Below are 17,188 nucleotides of genomic sequence, written 5' to 3'. Positions count from 1 at the left end.
CTGGAGCACGGGCGCACCGGCCCGCAACCCCGGGCGCACCCCGCCCGTCGGCGCGAGGGCGGCGGCCTTCCGGAAGCCGCGTTCGATCGAGCCCCCAGCGACTCCCCAGGGAGGCGCGGCACGGTGGGCGGCGAGAGCACCGCAGGCATCCGTGGAAATACGCCGGCGCGGCTCCGCGGCACGTGCGCGGACGCGCGAACGCAGGGAGGACACGACGCATGGCCAGGATCACCTACCGGAGTCCGGACGGAACCCCCACGACCCTCGACGTCCCCGAGGGGAACTCCGTGATGCGGGGGGCGGTCGTGGGCGGCGTCGACGGCATCGTCGGCGAGTGCGGCGGCGGCGCCATGTGCGCGACCTGCCACGTCTACGTCGACCGGGGCAGCCCGGTCACGCTGCCGGCCGTGTCCGACATCGAGGACGAACTGCTGTACACGACGGCCTGCCCGCGCCGGGAGAACAGCCGGCTCAGCTGCCAGCTGCCGGTCACCGACGCGATCGACGGTCTGGTGGTGGACGTCCCGGAGCGGCAGGTGTGACACGCGCCGCCCCGGGGCCCGGCCGCCCCGGGGCCCGGCCGCGTCAGAACGCGGCGGCGTGCTCGGACACCCAGTCGCGGTAGCTGCGGGGAGCACGGCCGGTGATCTTCTCGACGTCGGCCGTGACCAGGGCGGGCCGGCCGACCGAGTCGGCCCACACCTTGAGGATGTCGTCGAGGACCGGCCCGGGCACGTGTGCGCTCATCGCCTCCCGGACGGTCTCGGCGGGCAGTTCCTGGTAGGTGACGGGGCGGCCGAGCACCTCGCCGATGATTGCGGCCTGGTCGGCGTGGGTCAGCGACTGCGGGCCGGTCAGCCGGTGGATCTCTCCGGCGTGACCGTCCTCGGTGAGCGCGGCCACGGCCACGGCGGCGATGTCGGCCTCGTGGATCGGCGCGGCGGTGGCCTCGGCGTAGGCGCCGCGGACCACGTCGCCGCCCTTGGTCTGCCCGGCCCACATCAGCGTGTTGGCCGCGAACACGTCGGGCCGCAGGAAGGTCCATTCCAGGGTGGAGCCGCGCAGCGCCCGCTCGATCTCCGCGTGGTAGGCGGCGATCGGGCCGTCCTGCTCCTCGGACTCGTCGTCCACCGAGCCGGAGGACAGCAACACCACCCGGCGTACGCCGGCGGCCTCTGCGGCGGCGACGAAGGCCGGTCCGCAGCCGGGGGCGGCGAACAGGAACACCGCCTCGACCCCTTCCAGGGCGGTGGCGAGCGACGCCGGGTCGGCCAGGTCGAGCGCGACGGTGCGGACCCCGGCGGGCCACGTCGCCCGCTCCGGGGCGCGCGACGCGGCCCGCACCTCGCGGCCCTGTGCGAGCAGCGTCTCCAGTGCGCGACGGCCGACGTTCCCGGTGGCTCCGGTGACGAGGATCATGACGTTCTCCCTTGCTGTGCCGGTGGTTCTGCTTGCCTGTGGTTCTGCTTGCCTGTGGTTCTGCGCCGCGGTGGTTCCGTTGCGCCGGTGGTTGCCTTGCGCGGCGGTGCCGCGGGCCGTTCCCTCGCGGGCCGGCAAGAACGACACTAGGAAGCTCTGAGGACAGGTTCTGTCCTCGACCGGGTGCGATCGATGAGGAGTTTTCCGCCAGATGCTCGAGACCTCGGCCCGATTACTGCGGCTCCTCTCCCTGCTGCAGTCCCGTCCCGACTGGCCGGGCCCGGAGCTGGCCGAGCGGCTCGGCGTGACGACGCGCACCGTCCGCCGGGACGCGGACCGGCTGCGCGAGCTGGGCTACCCGGTGCGGTCCCTGACCGGCCCCGGCGGCGGCTACCAGCTCGGCGTCGGTGCGGCGCTGCCGCCGCTGCTGCTGGACGACGACGAGGCCGTCGCGGTGACCGTCGGGCTGCGGGCCGCCGCGTCCGGCTCGGTGGCGGGCTTCGAGGAGACCTCGCTGAGGGCGCTGGCCAAGCTGGAGCAGGTGCTGCCCTCACGGCTGAAGCACCGGGTGGCGGCGATGCAGTCGGCGATCCTGCCGCTGACGGCGTCCGGCCCGGCCGTGGACGCGAACCTGCTGGCGGTGCTGGCCGCCGCCTGCCGGGGACACGAGAGCGTGCGCTTCGGCTACCAGGGCAGGACGCGCCGCGTCGAGCCGTACCGGCTGGTCCACACCGGCCGCCGCTGGTATCTGCTGGCCTTCGATCTGGAGCGCGACGACTGGCGGACGTTCCGTCTGGACCGCGTCGACGCCGCCCCGCAGTCCGGGCCCCGGTTCACCCCCAGGCCCGGCCCCGCCGAGGACCTGAACGCCTACCTCACCGACAAGCTGTCCTCGGCCCCCTACCGCTGCCGGGCGACCGTCCTCTTCCACTGCCCGGTGGAAGCCCTCGCCGAGCACACCTCTCCCACCGCGGGCCGTCTGGAGCGGTACGACGACCGCTCCTGCCTGTTCCACACGGGCGCCGCGACCCTGGACGAGATCGCGTTGCACATCGCGCTCAAGGGCATCGACTTCGAGGTCCTCGACCCGCCGGAACTTGCCGACCATCTCCGCACCCTGGCCGCCCGCCTCACCCGCGCCGCCGACCCCACCCCACCACCCCCGTGACCGGCCCCGGCGGCTAGCCCAATACCCGTACCGGTGCCCCCGCCAGGTATGCGCGGATGTTCTCCGCCGCCTGTCCGTAGTAGCGCCCGTAGTTGGCCCGGGACACGTACCCGAGGTGGGGAGTGGCCAGCAGACGGGGAGCCGTCCGCATCGGATGACCGGCGGGGAGCGGTTCGACGTCGAAGACGTCCACCCCCGCACCCGCGATCCGCCCCTCCCGCAGCGCCGCCAGCAACGCCTCCTGGTCGACGATGGCCGCGCGCGAGGTGTTCACCAGGTAGGCCGTCGGCTTGAGCAGCGCGAGTTCGGCGGGGCCGAGCAGCCCCCGGGTGCGCTCGCCCAGTGCGAGATGGACGGACACGAAGTCGCTCTCGGACAGCAGTTCCTCCTTCGAGGCGGCCGCCCGCACGCCGACCTCCCGCGCCCGTTCCTCCGTCAGGTTCTGGCTCCAGGCGCTCACCTCCATGCCGAAGGCGAGGCCCACCCGGGCCACCAGGCCGCCGATCCTCCCCAGCCCCAGCAGCCCGAGCCGCCGCCCGTGCAGGTCCGCGCCCACCGTCGACTGCCAGGGGCCGCCCTCGCGCAGCGCGGTGCTCTCCTGCACCAGCCCGCGCGCGAGACCGAGCAGCAGCGCCCAGGTCAGCTCGACCGGCGGGGTCGACGAGCTCTCCGTGCCGCAGACCGTCACCCCGTTCGCCTTCGCCGCGGGGAAGTCGATCACCGAGTTGCGCATGCCGGAGGCGATCAGCAGCCGCAGCCGGGGGAGCCGGTCCAGCAGGGACGCCGGGAAGGCGACGCGTTCGCGCAGGGTGACCACGCAGTCGAAGCCGGCCAGTGCCGCGGCGAGTTCGTCCTCCCCTCCGAAGTGCTCGGTGAAGGGGACGACCTCCACCTCCTCGCCGGGCACGGACCAGTCGGCCATGGTGGTCGCGACGTTCTGGAAGTCGTCGAGTACGGCACAGCGGAAGGGCACGGCGTCTCCTCCGTAGGGACGGGCCCACGGTCGGGCCCGCGGGCAGGACCGTCCGAGACTACGGCGGGCTCCTGAGCGCCCCGGCAGCCCCCTGCCGTCGTGGCCGGACCGGTCATTTGGCGTCGGCGTAGCACTCCACGACCGCCGTGGTGAACGGAAACCGCACCGGCGTGTCCCCGAACGTCAGCCGCCCGGCCAGGTCGGACGCCTCCCGGATGGCCGCGACGACCGTCTCGGCCTCCTGCCGCGGACAGTGCACGATCACCTCGTCGTGCTGGAAGAAGACCAGTTCCGCCGCCATGTCCGCACAGGCCCGCCGCAGTGCGGCGAGCAGCAGCAGCGCCCAGTCGGCGGCGCTGCCCTGGACGACGAAGTTGCGGGCGAACCGGCCGCGCGCGCGGGCGTCGGTGGAGGCGTAACCGGGCGTCCACTGGCGGTCGTCGGCGCTGTCCTCCTCGGCGGGGCCCGCGGGGTCGTCGACGGGGATGCCGGCCTCCTCGGCCTCGGCCGCCCCCACCGCCGGCGGGCACGTCCGGCCGAGCCAGGTCCGCACCAGCCGCCCCTCCTTGCCGGCCCGGGCCGCCTCGTCGACGTACTCCACCGCGCGCGGGAAGCGGCGGCGCAGGGCGGCGAGGTTCTTCAGGCCGTCGCCGGAGGTCTGCCCGTAGACCGCGCCGAGCACGGCGATCTTGGCCTGGGCGCGGTCGCCGGAGAAGGCGCGGTCCGAGACGGACTGGTAGAGGTCGCTCTCCCGGCCCGCCACCTCCATCAGGCCGGGGTCGCGGGAGATCGCCGCCAGCACCCGCGGCTCCATCTGGTCGGCGTCGGCGACCACGAACCGCCAGCCGGGGTCGGCGACCACCGCCCGCCGGATGACCTTCGGGATCTGCAGGGCGCCCCCGCCGTTGGTGACCCAGCGCCCGGTGACCGTGCCGTGCGCGAGGAACTCCGGTCTGAACCGGCCGTCCCGCACCCAGTCCTGCAGCCAGGACCATCCGTGGGCCACCCGGATGCGGTACAGCTTCTTGTACTCCAGCAGCGGCTTCACGGCCGGATGGTCGAGGGACTCGATCTCCCAGCGCCTGGTGGACCGCACCCGGATCCCGGCCTGGCCGAAGGCCTTGACCACGTCGGCCGGCAGGTCGGGGCGGACACGGCGGCCGAAGGCGGCGGACACCTCGTCCGCGAGCTCCGCCAGCCGCCGGGGCTCGCCGCCGCCCGCGTACCGCTCGCCGAGCAGGTCGTCCAGGAGTGCGCGGTGCACCTGCGCGCTCCACGGCAGCCCGGCCCGGTTCATCTCGGCGGCCACCAGCATCCCCGCCGACTCCGACGCCGTCAGCAGCCGCATCCGTGCCGGGTGCTCGGCCCGCTCGTGCCTGCGCTGCTGCTCCGCGTAGACGGCCAGGAGGTCCGCCAGCGCAATCCCCGCGGCGGCACGCGGCTCGAACAGCGAGGACTGGGCGCCGGGCTCGGCCGAGCGCTGCGGCGGGTCCGGCGGTACGGGACCGCCGCGCAGCCGGGCCAGCGCGGCGGCCGCGGACCGGGGCTCGCCGGACCGGCCCTCGTGGCCGAGCAGGAGCGTCTCGGCGTCCTCCACGTCGTAGCACCGCTCGACCCGCACGCCCGCGTCGAGCAGGCGCGGATAGACCTCGGGCGTGGAACGCCAGACCCAGCGCACGACGCCCGGCCGCTCCCGTACGGCCCGCGCCAGGTCCGGCTCCCGCATCGACGGGCCGGCGGGCAGGCCGTCGGGACCGAGGGGGGCGACTTCCGCGCCACCGTCCTCGGTCGGAGCGAGCGCCCACCGGTCGGCCATACCGCGAGTGTGGCAGGGGGGTCTGACAGTGCCGGGGAAGGTGCGCGGGCGGCGCATGGCACGATCGAACGGTGAGCAGCACCAGCAGCGACCCGGCCGGCGCCGTCGAACGCGCCCTGCGGGCAGCCCTCTACGACACGGCCGACGCCGCCCTCGACTCCGGCGCGTCCCTCCTCGCCGCCGATCCCGCCGCGGACGCGGAACTCGCGCGGCGCGGCACGGAGTTCGTGGCGGCGCTCTGGCGGCGCGGCTGGCAGCCCGCGGACGTCGTGCGGATCGTGCGGCGCGATCTGGACGGCGCCCATGCGGGCCTCGTCGCGGCGCTGATCCGCGCACAGGCGCGCGACGACCGGGCGCGCGGCGGCCGCTGGGCGGCCCAGCTCGCGGAGCTGCCGGCCGGTCCGCCCCCCTCCGCGGACCGTTTCTCGCACGCCACGGCGGTCCTGGAGCTCTACCGTCTGCTGCTGCGCCTGCCCGGCCTCGACCCCCTCGACGAGCACAGGCCCGGGCGGGGGCCGGGGCGGGACCCGGCGGCCGGGGCAGGCCGGGACTCCTCCGCCCGCATGCTCACCCGCATCCGCGCGCTGCTCGCCAAGGCCGAGGCGACCGGCTTCCCGGAGGAGGCCGAGGCGCTGACGGCGAAGGCGCAGGAACTGATGGCCCGGCACAGCGTGGACGAGGCCCTGCTCGACGCTCGGGCCCCGGCCCCGGACGCGCCCGGCGCCTGCCGGATCGGCGTCGAGCCGCCGTACGAGCAGGCCAAGGCGGTGCTGCTGGACGCGGTCGCCGACGCCAACCACTGCCGGGCGGTGTGGAACGAGCCGTTCGCCTTCTCCACGGTCGTCGGCTTCGAGGCGGACCTCGAAGCGGTGGAACTGCTCTACACCTCGCTGCTGGTGCAGGCGCAGTCGGCGATGGCGAAGGCGGAGGCGGCGCAGCGGGCGAGCGGCCGCCGGCGGACCAGGACCTTCCGCCAGTCGTTCCTCGCCGCGTACGCCCACCGGGTCGGCGCCCGCCTCACGGCCGCCGCGGAGGCGCAGGTCGGCGACGACCTGCTGCCGGTCCTCGCGTCCCGCGAGGTCGCGGTCACCGCGGCGACGGACCGCATGTTCCCGCGGACGGTCTCCACCCGTCTGCGCGGCGTCACCGACGAGGCGGGCTGGACCGAGGGCGCCGAAGCGGCCGACCGGGCCCGCGTGCGGTCCCGGCCCCGCCTGCCGTGACCGCACGCCGAGCGGGGCGGGTCAGTCGCCCGCCGGGTGGAAGGCGCTGACCGTGGCGTCCGCCACGCCCTTGCTCTTGAGCGCGACGTCACCGTACGACCAGGGGAAGTCCGCGGTGGACGAGGCCTGCGGCAGGCCGTACTCGACGGTCTTGACGGAGAGGGACTTGTCGCCGCCGCCCGCGCCGCGCACGTAGGTGATCGTGAACGAGGCGGTGCCCTGCGCCGGGAGGGTCAGGGGCTGCGGCGCGGCGGCCTCGTCCTGCGCCGCGGTCGCGGAGTCGTCGCCGGCCTTGAGCTCGACCTTGGGGAAGCCGGCCAGGGTGCACTCCTTGCCCTTGTTGGTGAGCGTGACGGTGACGTTGCCGGTGTCCCCGGCGGCGGGCGCGGCGTCGACGGGGCCGACCTCCTGGCCGAGGTCGCCGGCCGCGCAGGCGGATCCGGCGGCCCCGGGGGAGGCGGCGGCCTTGCTCTCGTCGCCACCGGAGCCGCTGTCGTCCCCGCCTGAGCAGGCGGTGAGGAGCAGGGCCGCGGCGAGAGCGGTGACGGTGATGGGAACGGCGCGCATGTGTGGTCCCTCGGGTCTGGTGACGGTGCTCGAAGGATCATCACGCACGCGCGCGGTCCCGCGCCGCGCGCCCCCGCCCTGACCGCTGTTCAGTGGCTGCGGGCGGTGATGTCGCCGCAGGCGGTGGTCGCGTGGATGGCGAGGCCGGCGGCGGCGCCGTCGGTGTTGGCGAGGGCGTTGTGGACGCGGCCGTGGGCGGTGCCGGCGTCGAGGGTGGCGGAGACGCCGCGGGCGGCGCCGACGGAGATGGAGCCGGCCTCGGTGCGCAGGACGACCTCGCCGTGCACGGCTTCGGTGACGTTCAGGTCGCCTTTCTGGGTGCTGATCCGGGCGGGGCCGGTGAGGCGGCCGACCGAGACGTCGCCGTCGAGGAGGGTGAGGCGGGCGCTGGCGGCCTCGTCGATCTTGACCGTGCCCTGCGCGCCCTCGACGGTGACGTCGCCGAGCCGTCCGACGACGCGGAACTCGCCGGCGGAGGTCGTGGCCTCGACATGCGAGCCGGCGGGCAGCTGGACGGTCACGTCCAGCGATCCGGAGGCGCCCAGCAGCTGGTTCTTCGTGGGGGCCGTGATCCGCAGGGCGCCGTCGGCGAAGTCGACCGAGGTCTCCTTTGCCGCCTTCACGTCGCGGCTCCTGGAGGCGTCCGCGGGCAGCACCTCGACGGTGGTGTCGGCCCGGTCGGCGGCGATGAAGCGGATCCGTCCCGCGGGAACGTCGAGGACGACGGAGACCGGGGCGGCGGTGGCGAACTTCTGCATCGTGCTCTCCTGTGTTCGTTTCTGTTTCCGACAGAGGAAAAGCTACGTTGCGTTCTCGATATCGGCAACGACTTCGTTGCGTAAAATTGGCATACAAGCAGGTGAAAGCCAGGTAATCATTGCAATGGATTGAAAGGCAACGCAACGTGCGGAGCTCAAGTCCGTTGCAATGTATGTCGGTGAACGCTAAACTGGCGGCATCCGGGCGCACGAAGCGGGCCCGCACCGAAGGAGGCCGCGATGCCCGGAGGCAGACTCACCCAGCAGGAGCGTCAGCAGATCGCGTCGGGGCTGGCCGACGGCCTCGCCTACGCGGAGATCGCCAGACGCCTCGACCGTCCCACCTCGACGATCACGCGCGAAGTGATGCGCAACGGCGGCCCCACCGCCTACCGCGCCGACCTGGCCCACCGGGCGACCGAGCGCCGCGCCCACCGCCGCAGGCAGACGGCGCCCCGAGGTCCGGACGCGTTCCCGCAGGCCCACGGACGCGACGCCGAGGCCGTGCGCGAGTACGAGGAGGCGTTCACCACCGTCCTCATGGCCTCGGGCATGCCGAAGATGATGTCCAGGGTCATGGCCTGCCTCACCCTCACGGACGCGGGCAGCCTCACCGCGTCCGATCTCGTGCAGCGCCTCCAGGTCAGCCCCGCGTCCGTCTCCAAGGCGATCACGTACCTCGAGGAGCAGGCCTTCGTCCGCCGGGAGCGCGACGACCGCCGCCGCGAGCGCTACGTCGTCGACGACGACGTCTGGTACCAGTCGATGCTGGCCAGCGCCCGGGCGCTCACCCAGGTGATCGAGATCGCGCGGCAGGGCGTCGGGATCCTCGGCTCCGCGACCCCGGCCGCCGTCCGCCTCGAGAACATCGCCCGCTTCCTGGACTTCGTCAGCGAGAGCACCGTCCGGGCGGCGGAGCAGGCCCGCGCGGTGCTCCACACGAAAGCGGACGCCGCACCGCAGGGGCAGACCCCCCGGGCATAGCCCCCGCGCGGGCGGACCGGCGGGCGGCTATCCGATCCCGGCCGTCGGCAGACCCGACGGCCACTGGCCGCCCTCCGCCTTGGTGAACGTCTCCTTGCCGGCCGCGCCGGTCCAGGTGATTTCGAGGGACTTCGCGTCGACGGAATCGACCATGCCGGTCGTCCGGTCGTCCTTGCCGACCGTGCACCTCAGGTGGATCATCCGCATGCCCGCCTGCTTGCCGGCGGTCCCGCTGCACACGCTCCCGCCGGTCACGAAGAGGGCGGCCTGCTTCCCCGTGACGATGAGCGCGACGGCCTTGCCGTCCGTCGTGGCGAGCCAGCTGCCCTCCAGCTCGTCCGAAGCGGAGACGGAGTCGGACGGCGAGGCCGTCGCACCGCCCGGACCGCCGCTGTCCGCCGTCGCCGCCGGAGTGGTCGCGGAGCCGTCCCCGGACCCTCCGTCGCCGCTGCACGCGGTCAGCGCGAGAGCGCCCGCCAGCGCCGCGACCACCGCCGCGGCCCGCACCGGACGGCGGGACGCGCCCCGCGAGAAGATCGCCGAAGTCACTGCAAGCTCCCGAGCTCGGACCGAAAAACCTGGACCTCAAGGACCGCAGCAAGCTACCAGCAACTCCGGGCGGCGGCCCGGGAGCGGCAGGGGGCGGGATCGGAGCGGCCCGGGAGCCGTCCGCGTCCGCCCGTGCGGCCCGCCTACCAGGAGGACTTGCGCACCCCCGGCAGATGCCCCGCGTGTGCCTGCTTCCGCAGCCCCACCCGGGACAGCCCGAACGTCCGGAGATACCCGCGCGGGCGGCCGTCCACCTGATCCCGGTTGCGCACCCGCGTCGCACTGGCGTCCCGCGGCTGCGCGCGCAGCTCCCGCTGCGCCGCCTCGCGTTCCGCGTCCGTGGACGACGGCCGCCGGATCGTCTCCTTCAGCTCGGCCCGGCGCGCCGCGTACCGCGCGACGACCGCCCGGCGCCGGGCGTTCTTCGCGATCTTGCTCTTCTTCGCCATCAGACCCGCACTCCTCGTGCGCGGATCCGCGCCACGGCGGCCTCGACGCCGATCGCGTCGACGGTCCTGATCCCCTTCGTGCTCAGCCGCAGCCGTACGTGCCGGCCTTCTCCCGGCAGCCAGTACCGCTTGCTCTGCACGTTCGGGTCGAAGCGGCGCGAGGTGCGCCGGTGGGAGCGGGAGATGCGGTTGCCGAAGCCGGGCCGGGCGCCGGTCAGCATGCAGTGCGCGGACATGAGTGACGTACCTCTCCTGGAGCGCTATCGCTAATGGAATTCATTTTCAGTAACATAGCAGCATGGCTCGCAACGAACTCCGTCCGGTCGTCAGGCTCAGGTCCACCGCGGGGACCGGATTCACCTACGTGACCCGCAAGAACCGCCGCAACGACCCCGACCGCATGACCCTGCGCAAGTACGACCCCGTCGCCGGCCGTCACGTCGACTTCCGAGAGGAGCGCTGACCCATGCGCAACGAGATCCACCCGCCCTACGCACCCGTGGTCTTCCGCGACCGTGCCGCGAACCACGCCTTCCTCACCCGTTCCACCATGAGCAGCGACCGGACGGTCGAGTGGGAGGACGGCGTCACGTACCCCGTCGTCGACGTCGAGATCTCCGACGTCAGCCACCCCTTCCACACCGGCGCCGCGCGCGTGCTGGACACGGCCGGCCGGGTCGAGCGCTTCGAGCGGCGTTACGGGAAGCAGGGCGGGGCGTGAGCCTGTCGGTCGTGATCGTCGGCGGGCTGCACGCCGACGCCCGCCGGGCGACGGTCGCGCGCCTGCTCGCCGACGTGCCCGGCGGCGTCGCCCTGCACCACGACCTCGCGACGGCCGCGGCCGGCACGGTCGTACGGACCGTCCGGGACGCCACCGGCATCCTCTCCGCCGGGGAGGCGCCCCTGGTCGACGACTGCGCCTGCTGCGCCCTGCGCGAGGACCTGGTGCCCGAGCTGCGCCGCCTCGCCGACGACGGCGTCACCCGACTCGCGGTCGTCGAGCTGTGGGACTCCGTGGAGCCCAGGGCCATGGCCGAGGTGGTGGTCGCCGGCGGCCTCACCGTCACCGGCGTCGTCACGGCCGTCGACCCGGCGCTGCTCCTGCCGTGCCTGGGCAACGGCGACGACCTCGCCGACTGCGGTCTCGCCGCGGCCGCCACCGACCGGCGCACCGTCGCCGACACCTTCGCGCGGCAGCTGGAGTACGCCCCCGTGCTGGCGGTCGTCGACTCCGGGGAGGCCGACGAGGAGGACCGTGAGTTGCTGGCCCAGCTGCACCCGACGGCCCGCCAGGTCCGGGTCGCGCCCGGCGAGCACGCGGATCACCGGTCGCCGCTGGCCGCGGCCGTGCTGGCCGGATTCGACGCGGAGGCTGCCGCCGCGGCCCAGCATCCCGCCTGCGCGCTGCTCCCCGCCGAGGCCGACGCGCACGGTGTGAGCACCTTCGTCTGGCACCGCCGCCGGCCCTTCCACCCGGAACGGCTGTACGCGGCGCTGGAGGACCTGACCTGCGCGGCCGCCCGCAGCCGGGGCCGGTTCTGGCTCGCCGACAAGCCCGACGTGCTGCTCCACTGGGACGCGGCGGGCGGCGCCCTGTGCGTGGAGTCAGCCGGCCCGTGGCTGGCGTCCCTCCCCGACGCGGCCTGGGACCTGGTCCCGCCGGTGCGCCGCGCCGCGGCCGCTCTCGACTGGCACCCCGAGCACGGCGACTGCTGTCAGCACCTGGTCTTCACGTCCCCCGGCCTGGACCGCGACGGCCTCGCCAGGCTCCTGGAGTCCTGTCTGCTCACCGACGCCGAGTACGCCGCCGGCCGCACGGCCTGGAAGCGACTGCCGCCCGCCTTCGACATCCTCCTGGAGGTCTGACCCCGTGCCCCGCAAGCCCGACCGCAAGCCCGACCGCAAGCCCGACCGCAAGCCGGCCAAGGCCCGCCCCGGTCCCCTGGACCAGGCGGGCGTCGCCCACGTCGACTACAAGGACACCGACCTGCTGCGGAAGTTCCTCTCCGACCGGGGCAGGATCCGCAGCCGCCGGGTGACCGGCGTCTCCGCCCAGCAGCAGCGCCGACTCGCCCGGGCCGTCAAGAACGCCCGCGAGATGGCCCTGCTCCCCTACAGCGCCGCACGCTGACCCGCCCCCCGGGGGCGGCCCGGCGCACCGCTTCCGGCGCCGGGCGCACCTGTCCTGTACACGCCGGTCCCGTCCACTCGGGGCCGGCGCGCACCTGTCGCCCTCCGTAGCCCGGGCCCGTTCTCAGCCGCACGGAGACTCACACATCCGTACGAGCAGCCACTCCCCGCAGCGTCTGCTCACGCCGACCGCCCTGACGCAGTCACCCTCCGGCGATGAGCCGACCCGGCCCTGATGCGGCGAGCCGCCCCGCCCCGCCCCCGCGCCGACCTCCGGGTCGTACGCGGGGGCGGTCGCCGTCGTCACCCCGAGGCGAGGAGCGGGGGAGTTGCGGGGCACTGCAGGGGCGTGGGAGGCGTCCGGCCTGTCGGACCGTGGTCGGACAGTGGCACAACCGTCCGGCGGACCCGTCGTCCACGGGTCCGAGCGGACGGCGGGCGTCCGCCGGAACCGCCGCTTCGGGAAGGCCCGCAGCGGGTGTCGCGGGGACTCCCCGCGGGTGATCCGGTTCCATGTCGTTCCGCGTCGACGGAACACGAGGGCCCCCGCGCGCGTCTGTCCCCGTGCATGAGCAGTTCGATCCGGACGACTTTCCGGAGCACCTCCCGACGCCCGGCCGGACGGAACGACGTCGGTAAAGCGGGCGTCACAGCTGTAACCACTCAGGCACCGCGCGTGCACGTGCATCTGCTCATGCGTCTGCATGTGAACGGGGTTATGATCCGGGACAGTTGACAACGGCACCAATGGCCACACAAGCCAGTGCACCACCAGGGAGCGACCTGTGGACCACCACGTTGACGGGGGGCACGACGTGTACAACGGCATGACGGCCACACAGCTGTACGGGGTTGCCTGGCAGAAGAGCCGGCACAGCAACTCGCAGGGTTCCTGCGTGGAGTTCGCGCGACTGCCGGGCGGTGACGTCGCGGTGCGCAACTCGCGCTTCCCCGACGGCCCCGCGCTCGTCTACACGCGCGCGGAGATCGAGGCCATGCTCCTGGGCATCAAGGACGGCGAGTTCGACCACCTGATCGGCAGCTGACGCCCCCGCCGGCGCCACGCGCCGGACATGTCGGCGCAAACCGTCCTTGCAACGCGCGTAGATCCAGGCCGTCGGGGCGGGCGGCGCTCCGTCATTCGGCCGGTGTGGGCAGCCGGAACAGCGCCCAGACGACCTTTCCGCCCAGGCTGCCGGAGAGCGGCTGCCAACCCCAGCTGTCGGCGAAGGAGTCCACGAGGAACAGCCCTCGCCCGGACTCCGCGGAGAAGTCGTCGCCCTCCTGCGGCAGGGGACTGTCGTGGCTGGGGTCGCGCACCGCGCACACCAGTCGCTCGGTCCAGCGCATCAGGTGCAGCCGCACGGGCGGGTGCTGCCGGTCCGGCACCCGGGGAGCGCCGTCGGAGCCCAGTCCGTGTCTCAGTGCGTTGGTCACCAGCTCCGAGACGACCAGACAGACGTCGTCGAAGCGATCGTCCATGTCCCACTGGCCGAGGGTGAGCCTGGTGAACTGCCGGGCCTCTCGCACCGCTTCGTAGCGGGCGGGCAGGGAGCAGGAGGCGGCGTCGGACACGGCCGCGGGATCCAGCGGCGGAAGGCCCTGCCGTAACGGCTCGAGCATGGTCGATCCATTCGTCCCCATGCGAGGCACTCCCGGGATTCGCGGTCGTTGCGATGCAGCGGTGGCGCGGGACCATGGTTTCTGATGCGCACTGCGGATGCAAGGGCAGATGCACGTGCACGTGACCGAAATGGACCCGCCCGTACCGCTTCTTGGCCATTTTTTCCGCCAACTTCTCTCTCATCACCGCCACTTCTCTTGCTTTCTCCTCACTCTTCCTTCGCATCGCCCTGTGCGTATGCTTTGAGTTCGTTCCATCTCTGTAATCGGACGAGTACTGCTCGAAGTGTTTTAGTGGCAGACTGCGGCCCCTAGGACGGTTGGGGAGGCTGGCGAACGTGAGCGCGGGAGAGCCCGGATCGGTGGTGCGGCGGATGCTGCTCGGCTCGCAACTACGACGGCTGCGTGAGGCCCGCGGCGTCACGCGCGAGGCGGCGGGATACTCGATCAGGGCGTCGGAGTCGAAGATCAGCCGGATGGAACTGGGCCGGGTGAGCTTCAAGACCCGTGACGTGGAAGACCTGCTGACGCTGTACGGCGTCACGGACGACGCGGAGCGCAACGCGCTCGTCGGCCTCGCCCGCGAAGCCAACGTGGCGGGCTGGTGGCACAGCTACTCGGACGTGCTGCCCAACTGGTTCCCCACCTATGTCGGCCTGGAGGGCGCGGCCGCCCTGATCCGCGTCTACGAGGTGCAGTTCGTGCACGGTCTGCTGCAGACCGAGGCGTACGCGCACGCCGTCGTCAGCCGCGGGATGAGGGGCGCGAGCGCCGCCGACATCGACCGGCGGGTGGCGCTGCGCCTCGAGCGCCAGAAGTGCCTCGTCGCCGAGAGCGCCCCGGACTTCCACATCGTCCTCGACGAGGCCGCGCTGCGCCGGCCGTACGGCGACCGCGAGGTGATGCGCGGGCAGCTCCAGCATCTGATCGACATCTCCGAGCGGCCCAACGTCCGTCTGCAGGTGATGCCGTTCAGCTTCGGCGGGCACGCCGGCGAGTCCGGGGCCTTCACCATCCTGAGCTTCCCCGAGTCCGACCTGTCCGACGTGGTCTACCTGGAGCAGCTCACCAGCGCCCTCTATCTGGACAAGCGCGAGGACGTCGCGCAGTACGAACTCGCCCTGAAGGAACTGCAGCAGGACAGCCCCGGACCGGACGAGAGCCGGGACCTGCTCCGTGGCCTGATCCAGCTCTCCTGACCCCGCGGCCTCGGGGGATTCCCCCACAGGCTTCGGTAAACCCTTCAACTCCCTTGAAACACCCGTACGATGACGTGTGATCAGATCGTGACACCGATCGATCGCAGCCGTTCGCAGCAGGGGATTGAGGGATCACATGTCGACGTCCTACTTCACCGACCTGGCCCAGCAGTACATCGACGGCAAGTGGCGTCCGGGCACGGGCTCCTGGGACATCATCGACTTCAACCCCTACGACGGCGAGAAGCTCGCCTCGATCACCATCGCCACCGTCGACGAGGTCGACGAGGCCTACCAGGCCGCCGCCCGCGCGCAGCGGCAGTGGGCCGCCACCAACGCCTACGCCCGCCGCGCGGTCTTCGAGAAGGCGCTGCGGCTGGTCGAGGAGCGCGAGGCGGAGATCAGCGAGCTCCTCGTCGCCGAGGCCGGCGGCACCCTCGGCAAGGCCGCCTTCGAGCTCCACCTCGCCAAGGAGTTCCTGCGCGAGTCGATCCACCTGTCGCTGCGCCCCGAGGGCCGGATCCTCCCCTCGCCGGTCGACGGCAAGGAGAACCGCGTCTACCGCGAGCCGGTCGGCGTGGTCGCCGTGATCAGCCCCTTCAACGTGCCGTTCCTGCTGTCGCTGAAGTCCGTCGCCCCCGCGCTGGCCCTCGGCAACGCCGTGGTGCTCAAGCCGCACCAGAACACACCGATCTCCGGCGGCACCGTGATCGCCAAGCTGTTCGAGGACGCCGGTCTGCCCCCGGGCCTGCTGAACGTCGTGGTGACCGACATCGCCGAGATCGGCGACGCCTTCCTGGAGCACCCGGTCCCGCGGGTCGTCTCCTTCACCGGCTCCGACAAGGTCGGCCGGCACGTGGCGACGGTCGCCGCCTCGCACTTCAAGCGGTCCGTCATCGAACTCGGCGGCAACAGCGCCTTCGTCGTCCTCGACGACGCCGACGTGGACTACGCCGTGGACGCGGCCGTCTTCAGCCGCTTCGTCCACCAGGGCCAGGTCTGCATGGCCGCCAACCGCATCCTGGTCGACCGTTCGCTCGCCGACGAGTTCACCGAGAAGTTCGTCGCCAAGGTGCGGACGCTGAAGGCGGGCGACCCGCGCGACCCGCAGACCCTCATCGGCCCGGTCATCAACTCCCAGCAGGCGGAAGCCGTCTCCGGCGCGGTCGCGCAGGCGATCGCCGAGGGCGCGACCGTCCTGCTGCACGGAGCGACCACCGACAACCTCGTCGAGCCGTCCGTCCTCGCCGACCTGCCCCCCGGCTCCGCCCTGCTCCAGCAGGAGGTCTTCGGCCCGGTCGCGTTCATCAACACCTTCGACGGCGAGGAGGAGGCCCTGCGCATCGCCAACGACACGCCGTACGGCCTGAGCGGCGCCGTCCACACCCGTGACGTCGAGCGCGGCGTCGCCTTCGCCAAGCAGGTCGTGACCGGCATGTTCCACGTCAACGACGCCACCGTGCACGACGAGCCGATCGTCCCGTTCGGCGGCGAGAAGAGCTCCGGCGTCGGCCGCCTCAACGGCGAGAGCACCCTGGAGTCCTTCACCACCACCAAGTGGATCTCGGTCCAGCACGGCCGCAGCGGCTTCCCCTTCTAGGGCGCGCTCCGGGCGGACGACCGTCCGGGCGTCGCCGGGCGCCCGGACGCCACGCCCTAACCTGGGCGCATGTCAGCGATCCGTCTCCTCGTCCTGGGCGCCGTGCGCCAGCACGGGCGGGCCCACGGCTACCAGGTGCGCAGCGACCTGGAGTACTGGGGCGCCCACGAGTGGTCCAACGCCAAGCCGGGCTCGATCTACCACGCCCTGAAGCAGATGGCGAAGCAGGGCCTGCTGCGTGAGCACGAGACGGCCCCGTCCACCGCCGGCGGCCCGCCGCGCACCGAGTACGAGGTCACCGAGGCGGGCGTCGAGGAGTACTTCCGGCTGCTGCGCGAGGCGCTGGTCTCCTACGACCAGCGGACGGACGTGAAGTCGGCCGCCATCGGCTTCGTGGTGGACCTCCCGCGCGCGGAGGCCGTCTCGCTGCTGAAGGAGCGCGTGCGCGGCATCGACGAGTGGCGCTCGTCCGTGACCGAGCACTACGTCCCCGAGGAGGGCCCCGGACAACTGGGCCACATCGGCGAGATCATGAACCTCTGGGTCCATACGGCCGACGCCGAGGCGGAGTGGGCCCGCGGCCTGATCGCGCGCATCGAGGGCGGGGCCTACACCTTCGCGGGTGAGGGCGAGCCGTTCGTCGGCGTGCTCGCGCCGGGCGAGGAGAACCCGTACGCGACGAGGGAGCGGCACCCGGGGGACTGGCGCTAATCAAGTTTGACGACTGAGG

At 73.0% G+C, this 17,188-nt stretch carries 21 protein-coding genes; 12 read left to right on the top strand and 9 right to left on the bottom strand.

Annotated features, from left to right (window positions below; genetic code table 11):
* Positions 1-218: 218 nt before the first annotated feature.
* The gene (locus ACH4ZA_RS31650; protein ID WP_107442658.1) at positions 219-542 is read left to right on the top strand and encodes a 2Fe-2S iron-sulfur cluster-binding protein; all 324 of its coding nucleotides are present in this window, start codon (positions 219-221) and stop codon (positions 540-542) included.
* A gap of 43 nt (positions 543-585) precedes the next feature.
* Here the strand turns inward: ACH4ZA_RS31650 and ACH4ZA_RS31645 are convergent, their stop codons facing one another.
* A complete protein-coding gene (locus ACH4ZA_RS31645) occupies positions 586-1,419 on the bottom strand; it encodes an NAD(P)H-binding protein (protein WP_319275488.1) in 834 nt (277 codons plus the stop codon).
* Between the two features lie 211 nt (positions 1,420-1,630).
* On the opposite strand from ACH4ZA_RS31645, the gene ACH4ZA_RS31640 reads away from it, so the two are divergent.
* Positions 1,631-2,587, top strand: a complete 957-nt coding sequence (locus ACH4ZA_RS31640) for a WYL domain-containing protein (RefSeq protein WP_319275486.1) — start codon at positions 1,631-1,633, stop codon at positions 2,585-2,587.
* A gap of 13 nt (positions 2,588-2,600) precedes the next feature.
* Here ACH4ZA_RS31640 and ACH4ZA_RS31635 read toward each other — a convergent pair whose 3' ends face one another.
* Both ACH4ZA_RS31635 and ACH4ZA_RS31630 read right to left on the bottom strand, forming a co-directional pair.
* On the bottom strand, positions 2,601-3,560 hold the full coding sequence (locus tag ACH4ZA_RS31635) for a D-2-hydroxyacid dehydrogenase family protein (RefSeq protein ID WP_319275484.1): 960 nt from the start codon (positions 3,558-3,560) through the stop codon (positions 2,601-2,603).
* A gap of 112 nt (positions 3,561-3,672) precedes the next feature.
* Positions 3,673-5,376: a bifunctional 3'-5' exonuclease/DNA polymerase gene (locus ACH4ZA_RS31630; RefSeq protein ID WP_398432667.1), complete on the bottom strand. Its 1,704-nt coding sequence runs from the start codon at positions 5,374-5,376 to the stop codon at positions 3,673-3,675.
* Between the two features lie 71 nt (positions 5,377-5,447).
* On the opposite strand from ACH4ZA_RS31630, the gene ACH4ZA_RS31625 reads away from it, so the two are divergent.
* The gene (locus tag ACH4ZA_RS31625; RefSeq protein WP_319275480.1) at positions 5,448-6,599 is read left to right on the top strand and encodes a DUF2786 domain-containing protein; all 1,152 of its coding nucleotides are present in this window, start codon (positions 5,448-5,450) and stop codon (positions 6,597-6,599) included.
* Positions 6,600-6,620: 21 nt separating this feature from the next.
* On the opposite strand, the gene ACH4ZA_RS31620 is transcribed toward ACH4ZA_RS31625, so the two are convergent.
* Together ACH4ZA_RS31620 and ACH4ZA_RS31615 are read right to left on the bottom strand one after the other, a co-directional pair.
* Complete coding sequence (locus tag ACH4ZA_RS31620; RefSeq protein ID WP_319275478.1) at positions 6,621-7,166, bottom strand: DUF4232 domain-containing protein; 546 nt, start codon at positions 7,164-7,166, stop codon at positions 6,621-6,623.
* An 89-nt stretch (positions 7,167-7,255) separates the two neighbouring features.
* Positions 7,256-7,924 (bottom strand): DUF4097 family beta strand repeat-containing protein, encoded by a 669-nt coding sequence (locus ACH4ZA_RS31615; RefSeq protein WP_398432666.1) that lies wholly within the window; start codon positions 7,922-7,924, stop codon positions 7,256-7,258.
* Positions 7,925-8,164: 240 nt separating this feature from the next.
* On the opposite strand from ACH4ZA_RS31615, the gene ACH4ZA_RS31610 reads away from it, so the two are divergent.
* Positions 8,165-8,908, top strand: a complete 744-nt coding sequence (locus tag ACH4ZA_RS31610; protein ID WP_319275474.1) for a helix-turn-helix domain-containing protein — start codon at positions 8,165-8,167, stop codon at positions 8,906-8,908.
* Positions 8,909-8,935: 27 nt separating this feature from the next.
* Here ACH4ZA_RS31610 and ACH4ZA_RS31605 read toward each other — a convergent pair whose 3' ends face one another.
* The 3 genes from ACH4ZA_RS31605 to rpmB form a co-directional block, all read right to left on the bottom strand.
* The gene (locus ACH4ZA_RS31605) at positions 8,936-9,457 is read right to left on the bottom strand and encodes a hypothetical protein (protein WP_398432664.1); all 522 of its coding nucleotides are present in this window, start codon (positions 9,455-9,457) and stop codon (positions 8,936-8,938) included.
* A 143-nt stretch (positions 9,458-9,600) separates the two neighbouring features.
* Positions 9,601-9,906 carry a 30S ribosomal protein S14 gene (gene rpsN, locus ACH4ZA_RS31600; protein ID WP_398432663.1) on the bottom strand — a complete coding sequence of 102 codons (306 nt, stop codon included), beginning with the start codon at positions 9,904-9,906 and terminating at the stop codon, positions 9,601-9,603.
* Positions 9,906-10,142, bottom strand: coding sequence for a 50S ribosomal protein L28 (gene rpmB / locus ACH4ZA_RS31595; protein ID WP_319275468.1), 237 nt, complete (start codon positions 10,140-10,142; stop codon positions 9,906-9,908). The genes rpsN and rpmB overlap by 1 nt, the downstream gene beginning before the upstream one ends.
* 62 nt (positions 10,143-10,204) lie before the next feature.
* On the opposite strand from rpmB, the gene rpmG reads away from it, so the two are divergent.
* The 5 genes from rpmG to ACH4ZA_RS31570 all read left to right on the top strand — a co-directional run bounded on the left by rpmG (position 10,205) and on the right by ACH4ZA_RS31570 (position 13,082).
* Positions 10,205-10,369, top strand: a complete 165-nt coding sequence (gene rpmG, locus ACH4ZA_RS31590; RefSeq protein ID WP_007383717.1) for a 50S ribosomal protein L33 — start codon at positions 10,205-10,207, stop codon at positions 10,367-10,369.
* A 3-nt stretch (positions 10,370-10,372) separates the two neighbouring features.
* Positions 10,373-10,627, top strand: a complete 255-nt coding sequence (locus ACH4ZA_RS31585; protein WP_319275464.1) for a type B 50S ribosomal protein L31 — start codon at positions 10,373-10,375, stop codon at positions 10,625-10,627.
* Positions 10,624-11,772 (top strand): CobW family GTP-binding protein, encoded by a 1,149-nt coding sequence (locus tag ACH4ZA_RS31580; RefSeq protein WP_398432662.1) that lies wholly within the window; start codon positions 10,624-10,626, stop codon positions 11,770-11,772. The genes ACH4ZA_RS31585 and ACH4ZA_RS31580 overlap by 4 nt, the downstream gene beginning before the upstream one ends.
* 4 nt (positions 11,773-11,776) lie before the next feature.
* Positions 11,777-12,037, top strand: coding sequence for a 30S ribosomal protein S18 (gene rpsR, locus ACH4ZA_RS31575; protein ID WP_398432661.1), 261 nt, complete (start codon positions 11,777-11,779; stop codon positions 12,035-12,037).
* An 826-nt stretch (positions 12,038-12,863) separates the two neighbouring features.
* Positions 12,864-13,082, top strand: coding sequence for a DUF397 domain-containing protein (locus ACH4ZA_RS31570; RefSeq protein ID WP_057578095.1), 219 nt, complete (start codon positions 12,864-12,866; stop codon positions 13,080-13,082).
* 91 nt (positions 13,083-13,173) lie between these two features.
* Here the strand turns inward: ACH4ZA_RS31570 and ACH4ZA_RS31565 are convergent, their stop codons facing one another.
* The gene (locus ACH4ZA_RS31565) at positions 13,174-13,680 is read right to left on the bottom strand and encodes an ATP-binding protein (RefSeq protein WP_398432660.1); all 507 of its coding nucleotides are present in this window, start codon (positions 13,678-13,680) and stop codon (positions 13,174-13,176) included.
* A 353-nt stretch (positions 13,681-14,033) separates the two neighbouring features.
* On the opposite strand from ACH4ZA_RS31565, the gene ACH4ZA_RS31560 reads away from it, so the two are divergent.
* The 3 genes from ACH4ZA_RS31560 (at position 14,034) to ACH4ZA_RS31550 (ending at position 17,169) form a co-directional block, all read left to right on the top strand.
* Positions 14,034-14,858, top strand: a complete 825-nt coding sequence (locus ACH4ZA_RS31560; protein ID WP_398432673.1) for a helix-turn-helix domain-containing protein — start codon at positions 14,034-14,036, stop codon at positions 14,856-14,858.
* A gap of 136 nt (positions 14,859-14,994) precedes the next feature.
* A complete protein-coding gene (locus ACH4ZA_RS31555; RefSeq protein WP_319275456.1) occupies positions 14,995-16,458 on the top strand; it encodes an aldehyde dehydrogenase family protein in 1,464 nt (487 codons plus the stop codon).
* A 69-nt stretch (positions 16,459-16,527) separates the two neighbouring features.
* Positions 16,528-17,169, top strand: coding sequence for a PadR family transcriptional regulator (locus ACH4ZA_RS31550; protein WP_319275454.1), 642 nt, complete (start codon positions 16,528-16,530; stop codon positions 17,167-17,169).
* Positions 17,170-17,188: the final 19 nt, after the last annotated feature.

This window comes from Streptomyces sp. NPDC020597, from assembly GCF_044335095.1.
Classification (GTDB): Bacteria; Actinomycetota; Actinomycetes; order Streptomycetales; family Streptomycetaceae; genus Streptomyces.
The sequence above is the reverse complement of the archived record's forward strand: the minus strand, read 5'-3'. Positions and strand labels throughout refer to the sequence as shown.